Below are 18,923 nucleotides of genomic sequence, written 5' to 3' on the forward strand. Positions count from 1 at the left end.
CGTCAGTTCCGTCCGCGGACGTCGAACTGGCTTCGATTCGTGATCAGCTTGGTCAACAACATCACCAGAATCCGCTGCTCGGGCTCGGTGAGCGCGCTGGCCCACGCGTTCTCCCGCTCGTTCTGCTCGGCGAACGTCTCGACCATCTCTGCGTGACCACGATCGGTGAGGGCCAGGCGAACCGAACGCCCGTCGGACTCGTCGGGGGTGCTGACGAGCAAACCGCCCGCGATCAGGGATTTGGACAGGTTCGATACGGTCGCGCGACTCATACCGGTCAATTCGGCGGCCCGCTTCGGCTCGATCGGACCCGCCAGCCACGTGACGAACATCAGCCGGAACGACGACCACGACCAGCCTCGCGGGCGATGAACCGTCGACTCCAGGTCGTACGTGACGATGTTCGACGCCCGGTTGAGCGTCAGTAGAACCTCTGTGGCCAGCTGATGCTCGAATCCGTACTTCCGGGCCAACGTGCTGTTGGCGGTCTCGATGAACGACCAGAAATCGGGCTCGGGTGAGTCGGTCACGGATTCACTGTAACCACGAAACCATCTGATCAACACCTTTATCATTTCGCTGGGCGCGATACGTGCCTCGTCCCGCAGGAGTCATGATGGACTCATGAGCTCGAAGAACCTGTTCGGCGGCCCCCGGACCCTGCTGATCGTGGCCGCGGTGGTCGTCGTGATCGCACTCGTCGCTGCCGCCGCAACGCTGATCGTCCGCGCCGTGCTCGGGCCGCCCGAGGGCGAGAACAAGTTCGAGATTCAGGGGTACGCCGTCGTGCAGGTCGATCCCCAGGTCAGCGGCCTCGCGCTCGCCACACGTTAGCCGACTCCGCGGCGACCTCAGGGTCGTGCGTCTGCTGAAAGTTGCGCCCGCCGCGGGCGAAGGTGTGCAGCGTCGCGGCCGGTACCCGATGTTCGGGAACGGGCTCGTCGGTCCACTCGCAGTCACGTACGAAGACCATGTTCGACGCCACCGCATCGGCGCTGTAGTCCTGGCGAAGCGGACCGGATATTCGGCCGAGGAAGTACTCGCCGCGCTCGGTACGCGTCCAGACCCAGGTGCCGTCCGCGACCTGCTCGAAGCGCTCGACCCGTCGTAGTGATCGTTCGTCGTCGGCCGCCATCCCGCAGAGTCCGAAGGTGAGGGCACGTTCGACACCCCGGGCATCGGTGCGCGGTAGACGGCGTCCGGCATAGGGCCGAGCGTAGCGATGCTGGCCAGAATGCACGATCGGTGCTAACTTGAAGGTTCAACTTAAGCAATTCGAAGGACCTGTCATGCCATCTGTGATCAACCCGCCGGTCGCGGGCGCGGCGTTCGACGCATTTCTCGCCGATGCCGCGCCCGCGAGCCGGTCGCAGAAACTGTGGACCCCGAACGACGGACCGATGCCCGCCCTCTACATCAGCCACGGCGCACCCCCGGTCTTCGACGACGCCCTGTGGATGGACCAGCTGTTCACCTGGTCGCAGTCGATGCCCAAGCCGAAAGCGATCCTCATCGTCAGCGCACACTGGGAAGAGGCACCGCTGAGTCTGTCCGCTTCGGGTGCCGCAACCCCACTGGTCTACGACTTCGGTGGATTCGCTCAGCGCTACTACTCGATGGAATATCGGACGCCCGACGCCGAGGCGCTGGCCGCACGCGTCGCCGCGGCCATTCCGGCGTCGGAGAACCTGCATCAGCACAACTCCCGCGGCCTCGACCACGGTGCCTGGGTTCCGCTGAAGGTCATGTACCCCTACGCCGATGTTCCCGTTCTGCAGTTGAGCCTGCCGACGCACGCTCCCGATCGGCTGATGGCGATCGGCACCGCGTTGAAGGAACTTCGCGCCGAGGGAGTCTTGGTGATCGGTTCCGGGTTCATGACGCACGGTCTGCCGTTCCTGTCCCGGGAGAATTTCGCCACCAACACTGTGCCGACCTGGTCGGAGGACTTCGATCTCTGGGCGGCCGACGCGTTGTCGCGTGGTGACGTCGCGACTCTGGCGGACTTCCGTAGTGCTGCGCCGGGGATGCCGTACGCCCACCCCACCGTCGAACATTTCACGCCACTGTTCGTCACTCTGGGTGCCGCCGAGAACCCGGAAGCTCCGGTGACCACCGCCATCACCGGCTTTCAATTCGGTTTGGCGAAAAGGTCCTTCGCGGTCGCGTGATGTCGTAGGAGGGGCGGGCACGGCCGGCTGGAGTTGGAATCGGTTCACTTCTGAATTCTTTTCGAACCGGGGATTGTTATCCACGCCACTTCGCTCTACAGTTCTCAGCACCATCTCGGACATCGGTGTCCAAGATGGTCGGATGCGCTGTACGAACCGACGCCGGGCGCGCGTCCTACGGAGCCCGCCCTCCGGCGCGAAGGAGTACACCCGTGTCTTCTGCTCGATCTTGGACGCTTCGGGCCGCAATCGGCCTGGTGACCGCCGTCGCCGCCATTGCGGCGACGACCAGTACCGCTGCCGCTGCACCCGACGTCAGCGATCCGCCCGAGGTGGTGGTTCAGCCGCCTCTGGCACCGTTCACGTGGCCGACGATCCCGGAGTTCGACACCGGCTTCTACCGTCCTCCCGCCGACGTCGTGGCCGCGGCCGAACCAGGTCAGATCATCGCCGCTCGGCCAGTCGAGCTGGCCACTCTCAACGTGATCCCCACACAGGTGGACGCCTGGCAGCTGTCGTTTCGGTCCAACAACGGACGCGACGAGCCGATAGCTGCGGTCACCACGGTCATCAAGCCCCGTGGCGTGCCCGCGGCACCGCGCCCGCTGATATCCATCCAATTGGCCGAGGATTCTCTCGCCGCCTACTGCGCGCCCTCGTATGCGATGCGAGCGGGGGCAATCCCCTGGCCGGTCACGGGCGCTGTGACGTCGGGTGCTCAATTCCTCGAGGTGCAGGCAGCGTTGGCTCAGGGCTGGGCGGTATCGGTACCCGACCATCAAGGTCCGAACAACTCGTTCGCCGCGGGGCCGGTCGCCGGTCGGATCACCCTCGACGGCATCCGAGCGGCCGAGAACTTCGCGCCGATGCAGTTGTCCGGAGAGGCCACCAAGGTGGGGATGAGCGGCTACTCCGGTGGCGCGATAGCCACCGGTCATGCAGCCGAGCTGGCCGGAAGCTACGCGCCCGAGCTCGATATCGTCGGCGTCACCGAGGGCGGAACCCCGGCTGAACTCGGGGCCCTGGTCGACAACGCGAACAACGCCCTCGGCTCCGGCATCGTCGCTGCCGGCATCATCGGTGCCAGCCGCGAAGATCCCGAGTTGGCCGACTTCATCGACCGGCACATCGATCCGCTCGGCCGAACTTTGTTCGCGGCCAAGGACAATCTCTGTGTCGGCTACTCGTCGGCGCTGCTCCCGTTCGTCAACCTGAAGGGTTTCCTGCATACCGACGGCGACCCGATTCAACAACCCGTGGTGAAGAAGGCCCTGTCCGCGATGCGACTCGGTGGCACCACCCCGAACATGCCGCTCTACGTCTACCACTCGAACCCGGATTGGCTGGTGCCGATCGGGCCGGTCAACGCGATGGTCGATTCGTACTGCAGCCGTCCCGGTGCCGATGTCACCTACACCCGTGACCATTTCAGCGAGCACATCACTCTGGAGCTGATTGCCTTTCCGAGCGCGGTGTTGTGGATGCGCGACCGGTTTGCCGGTGTTCCTGTGGAACCGGGTTGTCGAACGAACGATGTCGGCTCGATGGCGCTCGACACACGTGCACACCCGCTCTTCGTCGATGCCGTCGGCGAGATGATCGCCGGACTGTTCGGCAAGCCGATCGGGGCGTGACGGGTCCGATCGGCGTCAGGGCCGCGAGACAGTCAACGGCGGTAGACTCCGCCGGTGACTGTCGCCGACGATCAGGGCCGCATCTACGCCGGACAATCGTCCGCCGCGCGCAAAGCCGATCGACGCGCACGGTTTCTGCAGGCCGGGATCGAGGTCATCGGGGTGCGCGGATACGCAGCCACTTCGGTCGCCCATATCTGCACCGCGGCCGGTTTGGCGCGCAGTCAGTTCTACAGTGAGTTCGCCAACCGTGAGGCGCTGCTCGTGGATGTCTACGACCTGATCCAAGACGACGCGCTGGCTGCAGTCGTCGCCGCACTCGACGGGCAAGTCGACCGAGACCGACGCGCGCTGGTCGTCGCCGCGATGACCGCCTTGGTCGGATCGATCGGAGGTGACCCACGGCGAGCGCGGATTTCGTATCTGGAGATGCTGGGTGTCAGCGATGCCGTCGAACAGCACCGGACGCGCCGCCGTGCACAGTGGGTGGAATTCTTCGAGAATACCCTGCGCTCGGAAGTCGGTTCCGATTTCGTTCCCCCGGGTGGATACCGTTTGGCTGCAACAGCATTCCTCGGAGCGCTCACCGAGATCGTCTCCGACTGGTCCCGTACCGCCCCGCCCCGGCCACCCATCGAGCTCATCGTCGAGACGATGGTCGCCGTGCTGGGAGCCTTCGTTCCCGACCTGAACTGAACTGCAGGGTGCCGCGCAATACAGTGGACCGATGACAGCTGCCACCGGACCACTCGCAGGACTCGTGGTTGCGGACTTCTCCCGTGTACTCGCCGGACCGTACGCGACGATGATGCTCGGCGACATGGGTGCCGAGGTGATCAAGATCGAGCGGCCAGGAATCGGAGACGACACCCGATCGTGGGGTCCCCCGTACGACTCTGCCGGTACGGCAACCTATTTCAACTCGGTCAATCGAAACAAGACGTCGAGGTTCGTCGACCTGCAGTCCGAGAGCGGGGTAGCCGAGGCGAGTGAGATCATCGCCGGCGCGGACATCGTGATCGAGAACTTCCGGGCCGGCGCGATGGACCGCCTCGGCCTGGGGTACTCGACGCTCTCGCAGTGCAATCCCGGTCTGATCTATTGCTCGATCACCGGTTTCGGCACCGGCGGGGGAGCAGCGCTGCCGGGCTACGACCTGGTGGTTCAGGCGGTCGGCGGGCTGATGAGCGTCACCGGCCCGGACGCCGAGGCACCGACCAAGGTGGGTGTGGCGATGGTCGACATCGTCACCGGACTCCATGCGCTCAGCGGAATCCTTGCGGCGCTGCATCATCGATCGAACACCGGTGCCGGCCAGCAGGTGCACACCTCACTGATGGCGTCGGTGCTGTCCGCATTGAGCAACCAGTCGTCGGCCTATCTGGGGGCCGGTGTCGTGCCCGTGCCGATGGGCAACAAGCACCCCTCACTGGTGCCGTACGAGGTGTTCGAGACCGCCGATCGACCCCTCGCACTTGCCGTGGGCAACGACCGGCAATTCGCTGCCCTGGTCGAGGTTCTCGGATCGCCCGCACTGGCAGCGGACGAGCGCTTCTCGTCCAATTCCGCTCGCGTGAAACATCGAGACGAGCTGGTCGACGTTCTGACCTCGGCGTTGAGCGCCCGCACCGCGGACGACTGGTATCGAGAACTGATGGCCCGCAACGTTCCCGCGGGACCGGTAAATTCTCTCGAGGAGGCCTTCGCGTTCGCGGAATCACTCGGTCTCGAACCGCGCGTGCAGGTTCCCGGTTCAGTGGCCGACAGCGTCCGCAACCCACTGGACTTCTCGGCAACACCGGTGAACTATCGCCTGCCACCGCCTGCCGAGTTCTAGTTCAACGCCCACTTCACCGACACGGACACACTGACCGTCTGCTGGCCAGGTTCGATGGGCACCGCCGTGTCGAACGAACTGGCGGAATCGCCGAACGTCCTCGGCTGCTCCTGGCCGGTGATCGACTCGGTGATCGACAGGACGTCTCCGAGTTCGCCGCCTGCGAGTGTCGCGTACTGCTCGGCGCGATCGCGGGCATCGGCGAACGCCCTGGACCGGGCATCGGTGATCAGCTCGGAATCGTCGTCGATCTTGAACGAGACCCCGGAGATTCGGGTCGCGTTGCCACCGGCCGATGTGGCGTCGCCCAACACTTCGGACGCCTTCGACAGGTCGCGAACCGTCACCTGCAAGGTGTTGGTGGCCTGATATCCGGAGATTTCCGAGGTACCGCCCGGCAGAGCACCGGAATACTGCGGATCGATCGAGACCTGCTGAGTCTGGATGTCCTCGCGAGCGACTCCGGCCGCGATGACCGCGTCCGTCACTTCGGTCACCGCAGCGTTCGCCTGTTCGATCGCGGCGGTGACGTCCTCGGCCGTGGCCTGGACGCCGATCTGGGTTGTCAACGTATCCGGTGCGCCCTGGACTTCTCCGACGCCGTTGACGTTCACCCCGGGAGGTCCATCGGGGGACGTGGTCGCTGGACTGCTGCAGCCCGCAGTCAGGGCTACGGCCAGCACCAGGGCCGATGCGCAGGATCCGACCAACCATCTGTTTCGACTCACCGCCGTAGTGTCCACCATTGCAGGTGAATTGGAAAGGCTCAGGGCTTGCGATACTCGGCGTCGAACGTCACGGTGACCTCGTCGACCACCTTCATGGCTCCGAACATCTGCGAATACGGAGTGATCTTGTAATCCGACTGACGCACAGTGGTTTCGGACCCGACACGCCACCGATCGCCGAGGTCTGTGACGTCCACATCCACGGTGATCTCCCTCGACACACCGTGGATCTCGGCCGTGCCCGCCAGCCTGAATCCGGAGTCGACGGCCGTGATCTCGGTGGAGTGGAAACGAATCGACGGATATCGGTCGGCGTCGAAACTCTTGAGCGCGTTGGCTTTCGCGACGATCTTCTCCGGTCCGATCAACGGTGTCAGTCCACCCTCGCCGTGGACCACGTCGAGTGAACTCACCTCGGCGGTCAAGGTGAGAGCGGTAGGTGCGTCCCCGGCCCACTCGACTGTCGCAGTCCAGGAGGTCATCGCGATCGTGAGGCGATGCCCCATCTTGGATGCCCTTCCTGTGACATCCGTGCGAACAGCCAACTGCCCGCCGTCGGATGCGTCGAGCGTCCAGGTCTCGGTACTCATCCCCCGACTGTATCCGTCCCGCAGAACCGACGACGGGACTCAGGCGCAGGTGGTTAGGGTGGAGGTATGTTCTCCAATTCCCCTCGAACATTCGTCGCCGACGCCCTCCGCGGCTTCGTCGCCGCCACCGACGACGTCGCCTGGCATGCCGACCCCGGCTACCTGACGCGTCGCTATCGCATCTCCGACGGCCAGGTCGCGCTGCTGTCCGGTGGGGGATCGGGCCATGAGCCGCTGCATGCCGGCTTCATCGGCCGCGGCATGCTCACCGGCGCGTGCCCGGGCCTGGTGTTCACCTCACCCAATGCCCTCCAGGTGCACGAGGCGTCCAAGGCCGTGGACTCGGGCGGCGGCGTGGTCCACATCGTGAAGAACTACACCGGCGACGTGATGAACTTCAAGATCGCGCGAGAGTTGTTGCAGGAGGACGGCATTGTCGCCGACGTCGTTCTCGTCGACGACGACGTGGCCAGTGAGAGCGAGGACGGCCCTGGCCGCCGCGGCACCGCAGCGACCATCGTCGTCGAAAAGGTATGCGGCGCAGCGGCCGAACGCGGAGACAGTCTGCAGGCGGTGGTCGCGCTTGGGCGTCGAACCGCGGAGAACGCGCGCAGCATGGCCGTCGCGATGAATCCGCCCACATTGCCGGGAGCGGACGAGCCGTCGTTCGACCTCCCGTCGGAGGAAATCGAACTCGGCATCGGCATCCACGGAGAACGCGGCACCGACCGTGTGCCGCGCCTGCCCGCCCGGGAGATCGTCGCGAAACTGACAGATCCCATCGTGGACTCGCTCGGGTTGAACTCGGGCGAATCGGTGATCGCGGTGGTCAACGGGCTCGGAGCAACGCATCCGCTGGAGCTGCATCTGCTGTTCGGTGAACTCTCGGAGTACTTGCACGGCAAGGGGATCGAGATCTCCCGCTCGCTCGTCGGCAGCTTCGTCACCGCGCTCGACATGGGTGGAGCCTCGATCACCCTCGTGCGTGCCGATGACGAGATGCTCGAGCTCTGGGACGCCCCCACCGACGCACCCGGTTGGCCCAACGCCCACAGCCGCGGCGTGAAGTCGGTGGGCGAACGTGGAGGCTTCGGGCCCTCGTTCGAGCCCTCCGACACCGGAGAGGTTTCGGCGTTCGCCTCGACGTGGATCGGGACTTGGGCGCAGCGGGTACTCGACGAAGAACCGGCCCTGACCGAGCTGGACCGCAAAGCAGGCGACGGCGATTTCGGAACCAACATGGTGGCCGCCCTCGAACAGCTCGATCTGGATGCCGTCAAGGACACCTATTCGGCAGCAACGGTATTCGAGGCCGTCAGTGAGGCCTACCTGGGCCACGCGGGCGGTACCTCGGGCGCGCTGTTCGGGATCTGGTTCCGCCAGTTCTACCGGACGATGCTCGAATCCGAGCCAGGTACTGCTGCCATCGCGGCCGCGGCCCGGGCAGGCCTGGACAGCATCACCGAACTCGGTGGCGCACGGGTAGGCGACAAGACGATGGTCGACGCCATCGCCCCTGCCGTCGATGCACTCGAGAAGGACGGCGGCACCCTGCAGCAGGCCGCGGACGCCGCGAAGACCGGAGCCGAATCGACCGAGGACATGACCGCCAACCGCGGCCGCGCCAGCTACGTCGGCGAGGCCGCGCGAGGCGTCGTCGACCCCGGTGCGCTGGTCATGGCCTGGTTCTTCGAGGCAGCTGCTAGCTCAGCGAACTGAGAAAGACCTCCGCGATCGCTTCGAGGCCGGCCTGATCGTCGGCGTCGAAGCGGTCGGGAACAGGGCTGTCCAGATCGAACACACCGATCAGGGTCTCGCCCTGGTACAGCGGTACGACGACCTCGGAGCGTGTGTTGGCATCGCACGCGATGTGACCGGGGAAAGCGTGGACGTCGGCGACGCGCTGCGTCTCGCGGGTCGTTGCTGCTGCTCCGCAGACACCCTTGTCCAGGGCGATGCGCACGCAGGCGGGCTGACCCTGAAACGGCCCGACCACCAGTTCGGTGCCGTCGAACAGATAGAAGCCGACCCAATTGACCTCGGGCAGAGCGTGATACACCAGCGCAGACAGGTTGGCGGCGTTGGCGACGAGGTTCGATTCCTCGAACACCAGGCCACGGGCCTGCTCGGTGAGCTGCTGATACTGCTCGACCTTGGATCCGTTCAGTTCGGTCGCGGTGAAAGACATGCGCCGAGTTTAAGCGCACACCCCAGCACCACCAGATACGCCGACATGCCGCCTACCTGTATCCGTTGCGCGATGCCGAGACCGTACTCGCCGGGCAGATTGTCGGCGATCAGCAGCCACGCGGTAGCCAGTGTCGTCACGATCAGAACGGCCAGGCCCAGCGTGCGCAGCAGCGGGTAGAGCCGGTAGCGAAATGCGGCCACCGTGAACGCGATCATGACGGTGAAGATCGCGAACACCGCGATGGTGCTGGTCAGCGCATGCAGGTGATGGAGTTGCGGGAACAATCCGCTCGGCTCGATCGGACAGCTCGGATCGTCGGCCGCCACACACTCGAGGGGGAGTTTCGCGTCGGCGATAGTCGCAATGCCGAAGATGCCCGACGCCACCCAGCCGGTGACGACGAGTCGTCGTCGCGGGGTTGCCAGGAAGCCGATAATCGCCGCGAGAATCATCAACGAACCCGTGACGACGTCTGCGGTGGAGAAGAATTCGCGGTACGGCTGATCGCGGGCGTCGAGTTCGCTGAGGAACGATGTGGTCGGGTCGAGACCGGTATCGAGGAAGAATTCGGCCACCCAGGCCGAGTACAGCAGGCCGGCGAGGATCAAGCAGATCGCCACTACGACGCGGCGGATATCCACGCCTTCGGTTCTCGAACGCACCGACCAAGGCTAGCCAGTGAGTACCTCGGCGGTTGCCACCGCCAGTGCGACGGCGGACTCGCAGCTGTCGGTCAGGACGGACAGTGTGGGAACCGTGCGGGCATAGCGCGCGGCAGCGTTGTCTTTCTCGGGCATGCCGAGCACGGGGTTGCCCAGCACGATGTCCGCGAAGCACGACGAATCCGAGGCGCGTGTCTCGACGGTGTAGCCGCCCCGCTGGACGGGCTCGCTGTCGGTCGAACGCAGATCCGAGTCGACGTACGTGAGCGTGACGTCGAGCATCGCCAGTGTGTCCTCGAACGTCGACGACGACGCCGTGAAGTGGCAACGGTACGGATCGGACGCGGGGTTCCAGCGGGCCACCGTCCAGGTTGCGGGCAGGTGTTCGAGGACGGCGCACGGGTCCTTCGAGGCCAGCGGAAGGTTGTACTTCGAGTCGGCCCGCAGTGGTGGATCGTCCAACAGGCTCAGTGCGGTCTCGGCGAAGGTTGTCGCCGCTGCACACGCGTCGGCGACGGCCCGATCGACGTCGATCGTGGCAAAGCTACGACCGGATTCGGTGAGGAAGCCGTCCATGGCCCCGGTGGCGGCTCCGTCGAACTCGTCGCGCAGCGGAAAGCTGACGCGGCACTGCCCTTGCGACAGGTCGTGGAGATACACCTGTTCGCCGCCGATCGTGATCCGCTCGGTGTCCGGGTCGTCCGGCGTCGGCTGATATCCGTTCAGATCGATCGAGACGGAGTCGGTGGCGCTCGAGTTCGCCGGGTTCAGACTGGCCGAGCACGTGCTCAATTCGCCGTCGGGGCGCAGTTGCACCACCGTGCCGAGCTCAGCGAGGTCGTCCTCGGTGAGAAAACCGCAGGGGTCGAGACTGCGTACGAACGCCGCCGAGTCTGCGAGGTACCGGTCCGCCTCGGACAGCACGAATCCGTACCGGTTCTGCGGCGCACTGCTGACGGGGGAGGCGCTGCCGAGCAAGACCACCGCGCACCCGCTCGTCGATACGGCCATCGCCAGCGCTGTTGCCGCAAGCCACCAATTTCTACGCACCGTTTCCCCCGAAACTCGAATCAACCGATCATGGGGTTGGACGCGCGGGGGCTGGAGATGGTTTCAGTCTCCGGACAGGTTGTTTCAGTCTCCGGAAAGTTCGTCGACCACTCGATCGGCGGCCTCGGCGGGGTCCTCGTGTTCCCAGATTCGTACGACGCGCCAGCCCTCCGCGAGGAGCTTGTCGTCGGTGTCGCGATCGCGCGTGACGTTGGCCGCCAGTTTGTCGGCCCACCACTGCGCGTTGTTGCGGGGCTTGGTCGCGTGAATCGGGCAGCTGTGCCAGAAGCAGCCGTCGACGTAGACCGCGACCTTGCGCCTGGGGAAGACCAGATCTGCTCGACGCCTCATGCCCTTCAACGGAGCTCGATCGACGAAGTAGCGCAGACCTCGACGGTGCAGTGCCTGCCGTAGCGCCACCTCGGGCTTGGTGTCGCGTCGTTTCTGCTTGCTCAGTCGCGCGCTGGTCCTGGCGTCGGTGGCGGGCCGCTCTGCGCTCACGCCGACACCCTCTCGGCGTACCCGCCCATGCGTTCGAGATGGGCGTCGAGGTCGTCGAGAAAGCCGTCGACGAAACGGAGATTGCCCGCTCTGGCTCGCTTGAGGAACCCGGCGGTCGCTCGCGCCGAGAGCAGCTTCGCGTCGTCCAGGAAATCGATCAGGTCCTCGTACGGCTCGTGCACCGGCATGGTCGTCACCGCGACCCGATAGCTGGTGCGGTCGCGTCCCCAGGCTGCGGTCGGCCAGGCCTGACCAGGCAGCAGAGCCGGATCGTTCGAGGCGTCGTACGGCTGGGGATCGTCGAGTGCGCTCGCCGCCCAGGACGCCATGCGCACACTGACGGCGTTGCCGACGAGCTTCCAGCGATGTCCGCTGCGGACGCCGGGCTGCTGGACGGCGGGCAGCGTCCACTCCGGATCGAATCCCTGCAGACGTTCGGCACCGATGATCCCGGGAGTGACGATCTCCCCGGACGGCAACCGAACCGCCGGCGGACTGGCTATGCCGAGCGAGGATCCGCCCTTGAGCGTCGGGACCGCATTGACGGCCCAGCCCAGCCCGCGAATGCCCTCGGTCCAGTAGAAACCGCACGGCTGCGTGGCCGGGTCGCCGTCGGGTAGCAGTCCTGCATCCTGCGAGAACAGCACCTCGCGTGGATCGTCGGTACGCGAGGCCAGCATCACCACCCGCTGCCGACGCTGCGGCAACCCGAACGCGCGGGCGTCGACGACGCGATATGCCCACATGTAGCCGAGGTCCTCCAGCGCGTCGGTGATGTGTCGCATGGCCGCCCCACGGCCGAGCTGGAGCATGAACGGCACGTTCTCCATCAGCAGCCATCGCGGGCCGCGTCGACGCGAGACCAGCCGAAACACCTCGTCGACCAGGCCCGATCTGGCACCGGTGATGCCTGCGGTGCGTCCGGCCTGCGACAGGTCCTGACAGGGGAAGCCGGCCGCGACGAGTTCGGTGTCGGCGGGCAGGCTTCGAAGAGTGGTGACGTCGGTGTGCAGGGGTACCTCGGGCATGCGCGCTCTCAGGACGGCCCCGGCTCCGGGATCGATCTCGCACAGCAACTGCGTCGTCCACCCTGCGTCGGCCAACCCCAGCTCGAGCCCGCCGATCCCCGCGAACAACCCGACCATCGACCGTGCGCTCACGTATGCCCTTCCCTTGCCCGACGGCCCTACGTTACTCGAGAGTCGGTTCGCTTGACCTCGACCGAGCTCGAGGTTTCACACTGGAATGCGAGGGCCGAAAAATCGGTTGGAAACTGAGCCTGTGCAATGAAAGCATTCGAGCACAGCAATAAGGAGAAGAACTGTGTCTACGGGTGTGCTCGATCCCGAAACCCGAACCCTCGATCAGCCATACCCGGACACCGCGAAGCCGCCCAGCTCGCTGCGCCGTTTCGCGCCGTTTCTGCTGCCGTACAAGTGGTTCTACATCGCCTCGATCGTGGTCTCGCTGATCGCCACCATGACCGGTCTGGTGATCCCGCTGGTGATGCAACGCGTCATCGACGGGCCCATCACCGATCACAATTTCTCGGCCGTATGGTGGCCCGCGGCATTCGTCCTGTTGCTCGGCACCATCGATGCACTCGGCATCTGGGTTCGCCGTTACCTGGTCTCCCGCCCGTCGAGTCAGTTCGAGATCTCAGCGCGCGCAACAGTATTCGACAAACTCCAGCGACTCTCGGTCGCGGCTCACGAGAGCTGGGAATCGGGTCAGCTGCTTTCTCGTGCCATCGCAGACCTCGGTTCGCTGCGGCGGTTCATGGCCTTCATCGGCCCGTTCATCATCATCAACGCCGTCACACTGGTCGCAGGCATCGGCGTACTGCTGGTGCAGTCCTGGCAATTGGGGCTGATCATGCTGGCGACGTCGGTACCGCTGGTGATCGCCTGCACCAAGTTCGAGACGCTCTATCGCGTCGTGGCCCGTGATGCTCAGGATCAGGCCGGCGACGTCACGACGACGGTCGAAGAGTCCATCCAGGGTATTCGCGTCCTCAAGGCGTTCGGTCGAAGTGCGCACTTGGGCAAACAGTTTCTGCGTCAGGCCCGCACATTGCGGGGCACCGAGCTGAAGAAGGTGCGCTACCTGGCGATCATCTGGGCGGTGATCGTCGGGCTGCAGCCGATCACCATCGGCGCGATCCTCGCCGTAGGCACGTACTCCATCGTCCAGGGCACCATGACGGTCGGCACCCTCGTCGCGGCCATCGCCATCGTCACCTTCCTGCTGTGGCCGATCGAGTCCTTCGGGTATCTCCTGGCCGAGCTGAACAATGCGCGCACGGCCGCGGATCGGTACTGGGAGATCATGGATACTCCCGAAACCGTGACCGATCCGGACAATCCCGTCGAACTGCCCGAAAAGATCCGTGGCCGAGTGCAATTCGATCGCGTCGGATTCACCTTCCCCGACGCGTCCGCACCGCTTCTCGAGGACGTCAGCTTCGTCGTCGAGCCGGGGGAGACCGTCGCGCTGGTCGGCAACACCGGTAGCGGAAAGACCGCGCTGACGAACCTCGTACCCCGGCTGTTCGACGCCACCGAGGGTTCCATCACCATCGACGGAATCGACGTGGCCTCGATGCGTTTGGCCGATCTGCGGTCGATCGTCACGGTGGCGTTCGAGGATCCGGTGCTGTTCTCGGCCAGTGCGCGCGAGAACATCGCGCTCGGTTCGCCCGGAGCCTCCTATGCCGAGGTCGCCGAGGCGTTGGAGATCGCGCACGCAACGGATTTCGTCGAGCAGTTGCCGTGGGGCCTGGCCACTCGCATCGGTGAGCAGGGAATGAGCCTGTCCGGTGGGCAGCGGCAGCGGCTCGCACTGGCGCGGGCGGTGCTGGGCAAGCCCCGAGTACTGGTGCTCGACGACCCGCTGTCCGCGCTCGACGTGGACACCGAAGCCAAAGTGCAGAAGGAATTACGACGCGTGTTGGCGCACTCGACGACACTGCTGGTGGCGCACCGGCCGTCGACCGCTGCCTTGGCCGACCGCGTGCTGTATCTCGAGAACGGACGAATTGTGGAGCAGGGAACACACGAGGGACTGCTGGCGTCGTCGCCGCGGTACCGCGAAGTGATGGGGTCGATTCATGGCTGAGCAAACCGCAGCCGCGGATTGGCGCGGCGTCGGCGGCGAGGAATCGGAGGCCGACGCAACCGGAAACCTGTTGTTGGCCGGGCGTTCTCGCCGGTTGCTCGCCTCGTTGGTGCGGCCGTACAAGAAGCAGGCCCTGCTGTCGTTCCTGATCATTCTGGTCGACAACATCACCTACGTTGCCGGTCCGCTGTTCATCGCCTATGCGCTGGACAACGGTGTCGGCGCTGCAGCACAGGGGGATTGGGCTCCGTTGCTGTGGGCGATCGGCGGCTACACCGGCTTCGGTCTGCTCGGAATGCTCACCACCTACGCCTTCCTCACCGTCTCAGGTCGGCTGAGTCAGAACATCCTGTACGACCTGCGCGGTCGGGTGTTCGACCACGCCCAGAAGCTGAGCCTGTCGTTCCACGAGAAGTACACCTCGGGACGGTTGATCTCGCGTCTGACCAGCGATGTCGAATCTCTGCAGACGCTGCTCGAAAGTGCGCTCAACGATGCTCTGACGGCCATCCTGTCGATGGTGTCGATCGCGATCATCCTGGTGTACCTCGACGTTCCGATGGCGATGATCGTGCTGGCCGGATTCGTTCCGCTGGTCCTCGTCACCCGGTGGTCGCAGCGTCGACAACGCCAGGGATACCGTCGAACACGGGTGGCGATCGCCCGCGTCGTGGTCCACTTCGTGGAGTCGATGGGCGGTATCCGCGCGGTACAGGTGTTCCGACGCGAGGGCCGCAACGACGCGATTCTGAGCACCGAGGATTCGGAATACCGCGACGCCACCACCGCAGCGCTGCGCGGGATGGCGAGTTACACCGGCATCGTGCGCTGGATCGGCAACGTCACGCTCGCGATCATCCTGGTGTTCGGTAGCTGGCGAGTGATCAACGGACACATGGACATCGGTGTGCTCGCCGCCTACGTGTTGTATCTGCGCCGGTTCTACGGACCCCTCGACGAGCTGGCAATGGTCTTCAACGCCTACCAGTCCGCTGCGGCTGCACTGGAGAAGATCTCCGGGGTACTCGAGGAAGAACCGTCGGTGACAGCGCCGAAGAACCCGGTGGAGATCGGAACAGCCAAGGGCGACATCACGTTCGACGACGTGCACTTCGCCTACGGCCCCGAACGCGTCGTGCTGCCGGAATTCTCGTTGCACGTACCCGCCGGACAGGTGGTCGCGATGGTCGGGGCGACCGGAGCGGGCAAGTCGACACTGGCGAAGCTGTTGGCGCGCTTCTACGACCCGACGGCCGGAGCCGTCCGACTCGACGGCGTCGACATGCGGGACATCAGCGACGATGACCTGCGTCGCAACGTCGTGATGGTGACGCAGGAGTCGTTCCTGTTCTCCGGTTCGGTAGCGGACAACATCCGACTCGGACGTCCCACGGCCACCGATGCAGACGTTCGGGCAGCCGCGGACGCCGTCGGGCTGACGGAGTTCATCGCGTCGTTGCCGGATGGAATCGACACCGACGTGCGCAAACGCGGAGGACGATTGTCCTCGGGCCAAAGGCAATTGGTGGCCTTCGCGCGGGTGTTCCTCGCCGCGCCGTCGGTGATCGTGCTGGACGAGGCGACATCGAGCCTCGACATCCCGAGTGAGCGGCTGGTGCAGCGCGCGCTCGAGACCATCCTGCAGGGACGAACTGCGCTGATCATCGCGCACCGCCTGTCGACGGTGGCCATCGCCGATCGCGTTCTGGTCATGTCCGACGGAAACATCGTCGAGGACGGAACCCCCGAGGACCTCATCGCAGGAGAGGGACGCTTCGCGCACCTGCACGAGGCGTGGGAGGACTCGCTGGTCTAGGTGCCGTGGTTCAGGTCCACGGAGTGATCGGCGGCTTGACCCACATGATCTTCTCGTCGGCGTGCTGGGGCGTCGCACCGTCGTGGCCCGGGTGTTCGGCCGCCCACACGGATTTACGGTCGAGCAACTCGGCCACGATGGTCCACGTCTCCATCGTGCTCGGTGGATGCAGGTCGGCAGCGCGGGCCAGCTTCCGGCGGACCGCGTCGGTGAGTTCGAGTAGCTCGGCACCGGTGATGCCGCGATCCCACACGTAGCGCGCCAGAGCTTTCGCCTTGTCCTGCCGACTCTTCGCAGCCTGTTCGGAGTGCGCGAAATCGAACTGCCCGCCGCCCGCGTTCTCTGTCGTCACGGGCACAACATTAATGAACTGCGAGAAAAGGCACGTCCGCTTGATCTTCTGGGGGCCTCGTCGCCTACCGTAGGTGGGTGATCACTCAAGCATCGGGTGCAGAGCAAGTCTCCATCCCCGCGACCGATTCCACAGACGCGAGAACCTGGCCGTCGATCCTGACGTGGCGAGCGCACGACGTTCCTCGCATGGAGTCCGTGCGGGTCCAGCTCTCGGGCAACCGCATCAAGGCTGCCGGACGCATCATCGGTGGCGCGTGCAGCGATCACCCCGCCTTCAGCGCGTCCTACGACCTGGTGACCGACGAATACGGCGTCACCAAGAGGCTCTCGGTGCGCACCTCGCTCGCATCCGGTGACCGCCAGGCCTCCGTCAGCCGTGACGACGAGGGCTATTGGATGGTGGAGAACAGCACCAGTCATCAGCGCTCGACCTACAGTGGCGCGCTCGACGTCGACATGGTGCTCAGCCCGTTCTTCAACACTCTGCCGATCCGTCGATTCGGTCTGCACACCCAGGTCCAGGACCTCGAGGTGCCCACTGTGTACGTGAACCTGCTCGACCTCAGCATCCAGGAAGCCACTCTGACCTACAGCAGTGGTTCCGAGGGAATTCACGTCATCTCACCGGTCTCGACGTCGTCCGTCACGGTCGACGCCGACGGTTTCGTTCTCGACTACCCGGGACTGGCCGAGCGGATCTGACGCACGACGCCACCGCGTCGACCCGCGTCCTGCAGTTTTTCCCGCCACCCCGGTTCGCCCGGGGTGATGTCGGTGATCTCGAAGCGTTGATGCTGCTCGTACTGCAGGCGCGCCGTGTTTCCGGCCTCGACCAGTGATTTCGTCGAACCTTCGTCGAGTTCTTCGCGCGCTGCCGTGAGTGCGTCCAGTGCCTCGTCCAGCGCGGTCCGCAGAGCGGCGGCGTTGCCCTCGGTCATCGCCCGAACGAGACTCGGCGACGAGGACGCCACCCGCGTCCCGTCCCGAAACGAGCCCGCAGCCAGGCCCAACGCCAGCGGTCCGCCTGCCGCGCCCACGATCGCGAGTGTCTCGGCCAGCACATGCGGAAGATGGGAGATTCTAGCGACGGCGCGATCGTGCTCGCCGCTCTCTGCCGGCACCACCACCGAACCGCAGTCGAGGGCGAGACGGGCCACCCGAACCCACACGTCGGCGTCGACTCCCGGGTCGGTGGACACCACCCACACCGCGTCGGCGAACAGCGTCGGATCGGTGGCCGACCACCCCGAGTGGTTGGTGCCGGCCATGGGATGTCCCCCGACGTAGCGTGCCTGCAAACCCTGCGCCTCGACGACGGCCGCCATCTCGGCCTTGACGCTGACGACATCGGTCAGCGGAGCTGTGCGGGCATGCTCGGCGACAGCAGTCAGAATCGACTCGACGGCAGGCATCGGAACGGCGACGACGATCAACGCGTCCTGTGCTGCGGCCCTGCTCAGTGCAGCTACCAGGTCGGTGCCGACGTCGTATCCATCGGCCACAGCACCTGCAATCGCGTCGGCCGATCGGTTCCATCCCCATACCGGACGGCCCGCATCGTGTGCCGCGCGCAGGATCGACCCACCGATCAGTCCGAGCCCCAGAACGCACACCGAAGAAGAAGTCACCCGATCAGATTGGCACAGGTGGGTGACGTCGATCGGACGTGGACTTCGAATACAGGCCCCTACCGGACTACCGTTGCGCGCATGGCCGCACAGCGCGCGAACAACAACCGCGCATCCGCACCGGAATACGACGACCTCGAGGGATTCGGCGTTGCAGTTGTCCGAGAGGAAGGCAAGTGGACCGTCACGCCGCTGTCCGACGACGCACTGACCAGTCTGTCGGCGGCAGAGACCGAATTGCGTGAGCTGCGCAGTTCTGGAGCGGTGTTCGGAATGCTCGACGTGGACGAGGAATTCTTCGTCATCCTGCGTCCCGCACCGAATGGCACCCGACTGTTGCTCTCCGACGCGGTCGCAGCAGTGGACTACGAAATCGCCGCGGACGTCCTCGATGCGTTGAACATCGAGATCCCCGACGTCGACCCCGACGAACTCGACGACATCGAGCCATACGAAGAGGGTGACCTCGCGTTGCTGGCCGATCTCGGACTCCCCGAAGCTGTGCTCGGCATCATCGTCGCAGAGACCGACGACTACCCCGACGAGCAGCTGCAGTCCATTGCCGAACGACTGGGCTTCGAGGACGAGTTCACCGCAGCGGTGAACAAGCTGCGGCGGTAGTCCGTGTCGGTATCCGACGCGGA

At 65.2% G+C, this 18,923-nt stretch carries 21 protein-coding genes; 10 read left to right on the plus strand and 11 right to left on the minus strand.

Annotated features, from left to right (window positions below; all coding sequences use genetic code 11):
- Nucleotides 1-2: 2 nt before the first annotated feature.
- Nucleotides 3-575, minus strand: a complete 573-nt coding sequence (locus NY08_RS19495; protein WP_082073887.1) for a MarR family winged helix-turn-helix transcriptional regulator — start codon at nucleotides 573-575, stop codon at nucleotides 3-5.
- 49 nt (nucleotides 576-624) lie between these two features.
- Here NY08_RS19495 and NY08_RS19500 point away from each other — a divergent pair, with 49 nt between their 5' ends.
- Nucleotides 625-834, plus strand: coding sequence for a hypothetical protein (locus NY08_RS19500; RefSeq protein ID WP_045198216.1), 210 nt, complete (start codon nucleotides 625-627; stop codon nucleotides 832-834).
- Here NY08_RS19500 and NY08_RS19505 read toward each other — a convergent pair.
- Entirely contained in the window at nucleotides 806-1,240 is a 435-nt protein-coding gene (locus NY08_RS19505; protein ID WP_200893136.1) for a GAF domain-containing protein, read from the minus strand. The two genes, NY08_RS19500 and NY08_RS19505, sit on opposite strands and share 29 nt — an antisense overlap.
- Before the next feature lie 49 nt (nucleotides 1,241-1,289).
- Between NY08_RS19505 and NY08_RS19510 the strand changes: the two genes are divergently transcribed.
- The 4 genes from NY08_RS19510 to NY08_RS19525 all read left to right on the plus strand — a co-directional run bounded on the left by NY08_RS19510 (nucleotide 1,290) and on the right by NY08_RS19525 (nucleotide 5,642).
- Nucleotides 1,290-2,171, plus strand: a complete 882-nt coding sequence (locus NY08_RS19510) for a dioxygenase family protein (protein WP_045198218.1) — start codon at nucleotides 1,290-1,292, stop codon at nucleotides 2,169-2,171.
- Between the two features lie 212 nt (nucleotides 2,172-2,383).
- Nucleotides 2,384-3,805, plus strand: coding sequence for a lipase family protein (locus NY08_RS19515; protein WP_235386972.1), 1,422 nt, complete (start codon nucleotides 2,384-2,386; stop codon nucleotides 3,803-3,805).
- Nucleotides 3,806-3,859: 54 nt separating this feature from the next.
- Nucleotides 3,860-4,501, plus strand: a complete 642-nt coding sequence (locus tag NY08_RS19520; protein ID WP_032395380.1) for a TetR/AcrR family transcriptional regulator — start codon at nucleotides 3,860-3,862, stop codon at nucleotides 4,499-4,501.
- A gap of 31 nt (nucleotides 4,502-4,532) precedes the next feature.
- Complete coding sequence (locus NY08_RS19525; protein WP_045198219.1) at nucleotides 4,533-5,642, plus strand: CaiB/BaiF CoA transferase family protein; 1,110 nt, start codon at nucleotides 4,533-4,535, stop codon at nucleotides 5,640-5,642.
- Here the strand turns inward: NY08_RS19525 and NY08_RS19530 are convergent.
- A complete protein-coding gene (locus NY08_RS19530) occupies nucleotides 5,639-6,370 on the minus strand; it encodes an SIMPL domain-containing protein (RefSeq protein ID WP_235386973.1) in 732 nt (243 codons plus the stop codon). The genes NY08_RS19525 and NY08_RS19530 overlap by 4 nt on opposite strands.
- A 38-nt stretch (nucleotides 6,371-6,408) precedes the next feature.
- Nucleotides 6,409-6,960: a YceI family protein gene (locus tag NY08_RS19535; RefSeq protein WP_045198223.1), complete on the minus strand. Its 552-nt coding sequence runs from the start codon at nucleotides 6,958-6,960 to the stop codon at nucleotides 6,409-6,411.
- Nucleotides 6,961-7,026: 66 nt separating this feature from the next.
- On the opposite strand from NY08_RS19535, the gene dhaL reads away from it, so the two are divergent.
- Nucleotides 7,027-8,679, plus strand: coding sequence for a dihydroxyacetone kinase subunit DhaL (gene dhaL / locus NY08_RS19540; RefSeq protein WP_045198225.1), 1,653 nt, complete (start codon nucleotides 7,027-7,029; stop codon nucleotides 8,677-8,679).
- Here the strand turns inward: dhaL and NY08_RS19545 are convergent.
- The 5 genes from NY08_RS19545 to NY08_RS19565 form a co-directional block, all read right to left on the minus strand.
- Nucleotides 8,663-9,148, minus strand: a complete 486-nt coding sequence (locus NY08_RS19545; RefSeq protein WP_045198226.1) for a GAF domain-containing protein — start codon at nucleotides 9,146-9,148, stop codon at nucleotides 8,663-8,665. The genes dhaL and NY08_RS19545 overlap by 17 nt on opposite strands.
- Nucleotides 9,124-9,813: a DUF998 domain-containing protein gene (locus tag NY08_RS19550; protein WP_235386974.1), complete on the minus strand. Its 690-nt coding sequence runs from the start codon at nucleotides 9,811-9,813 to the stop codon at nucleotides 9,124-9,126. The genes NY08_RS19545 and NY08_RS19550 overlap by 25 nt, the downstream gene beginning before the upstream one ends.
- A gap of 9 nt (nucleotides 9,814-9,822) precedes the next feature.
- Nucleotides 9,823-10,824, minus strand: a complete 1,002-nt coding sequence (locus NY08_RS19555; RefSeq protein WP_158462599.1) for a hypothetical protein — start codon at nucleotides 10,822-10,824, stop codon at nucleotides 9,823-9,825.
- Between the two features lie 123 nt (nucleotides 10,825-10,947).
- On the minus strand, nucleotides 10,948-11,364 hold the full coding sequence (locus NY08_RS19560; RefSeq protein ID WP_045198233.1) for a very short patch repair endonuclease: 417 nt from the start codon (nucleotides 11,362-11,364) through the stop codon (nucleotides 10,948-10,950).
- Nucleotides 11,361-12,509 carry a DNA cytosine methyltransferase gene (locus tag NY08_RS19565; RefSeq protein ID WP_045200809.1) on the minus strand — a complete coding sequence of 383 codons (1,149 nt, stop codon included), beginning with the start codon at nucleotides 12,507-12,509 and terminating at the stop codon, nucleotides 11,361-11,363. Before NY08_RS19565 ends, NY08_RS19560 begins: the two co-directional genes overlap by 4 nt.
- A gap of 178 nt (nucleotides 12,510-12,687) precedes the next feature.
- Here NY08_RS19565 and NY08_RS19570 point away from each other — a divergent pair, with 178 nt between their 5' ends.
- Entirely contained in the window at nucleotides 12,688-14,481 is a 1,794-nt protein-coding gene (locus NY08_RS19570) for an ABC transporter ATP-binding protein (protein ID WP_045198235.1), read from the plus strand.
- Complete coding sequence (locus NY08_RS19575; protein WP_045198237.1) at nucleotides 14,474-16,297, plus strand: ABC transporter ATP-binding protein; 1,824 nt, start codon at nucleotides 14,474-14,476, stop codon at nucleotides 16,295-16,297. Before NY08_RS19570 ends, NY08_RS19575 begins: the two co-directional genes overlap by 8 nt.
- Before the next feature lie 10 nt (nucleotides 16,298-16,307).
- Here the strand turns inward: NY08_RS19575 and NY08_RS19580 are convergent, their stop codons facing one another.
- On the minus strand, nucleotides 16,308-16,649 hold the full coding sequence (locus tag NY08_RS19580; protein WP_045200811.1) for a hypothetical protein: 342 nt from the start codon (nucleotides 16,647-16,649) through the stop codon (nucleotides 16,308-16,310).
- 188 nt (nucleotides 16,650-16,837) lie between these two features.
- Between NY08_RS19580 and NY08_RS19585 the strand changes: the two genes are divergently transcribed.
- Nucleotides 16,838-17,353, plus strand: a complete 516-nt coding sequence (locus NY08_RS19585) for a putative glycolipid-binding domain-containing protein (RefSeq protein ID WP_032395594.1) — start codon at nucleotides 16,838-16,840, stop codon at nucleotides 17,351-17,353.
- On the opposite strand, the gene NY08_RS19590 is transcribed toward NY08_RS19585, so the two are convergent.
- Nucleotides 17,326-18,297, minus strand: a complete 972-nt coding sequence (locus NY08_RS19590; protein WP_045200813.1) for a prephenate dehydrogenase — start codon at nucleotides 18,295-18,297, stop codon at nucleotides 17,326-17,328. The genes NY08_RS19585 and NY08_RS19590 overlap by 28 nt on opposite strands.
- A gap of 63 nt (nucleotides 18,298-18,360) precedes the next feature.
- Between NY08_RS19590 and NY08_RS19595 the strand changes: the two genes are divergently transcribed.
- Nucleotides 18,361-18,900, plus strand: a complete 540-nt coding sequence (locus NY08_RS19595; protein WP_045200815.1) for a tRNA adenosine deaminase-associated protein — start codon at nucleotides 18,361-18,363, stop codon at nucleotides 18,898-18,900.
- The last annotated feature ends 23 nt before the right edge of the window (nucleotides 18,901-18,923 follow it).

It is taken from the genome of Rhodococcus sp. B7740 (genome assembly GCF_000954115.1).
Classification (GTDB): domain Bacteria; phylum Actinomycetota; class Actinomycetes; order Mycobacteriales; family Mycobacteriaceae; genus Rhodococcoides.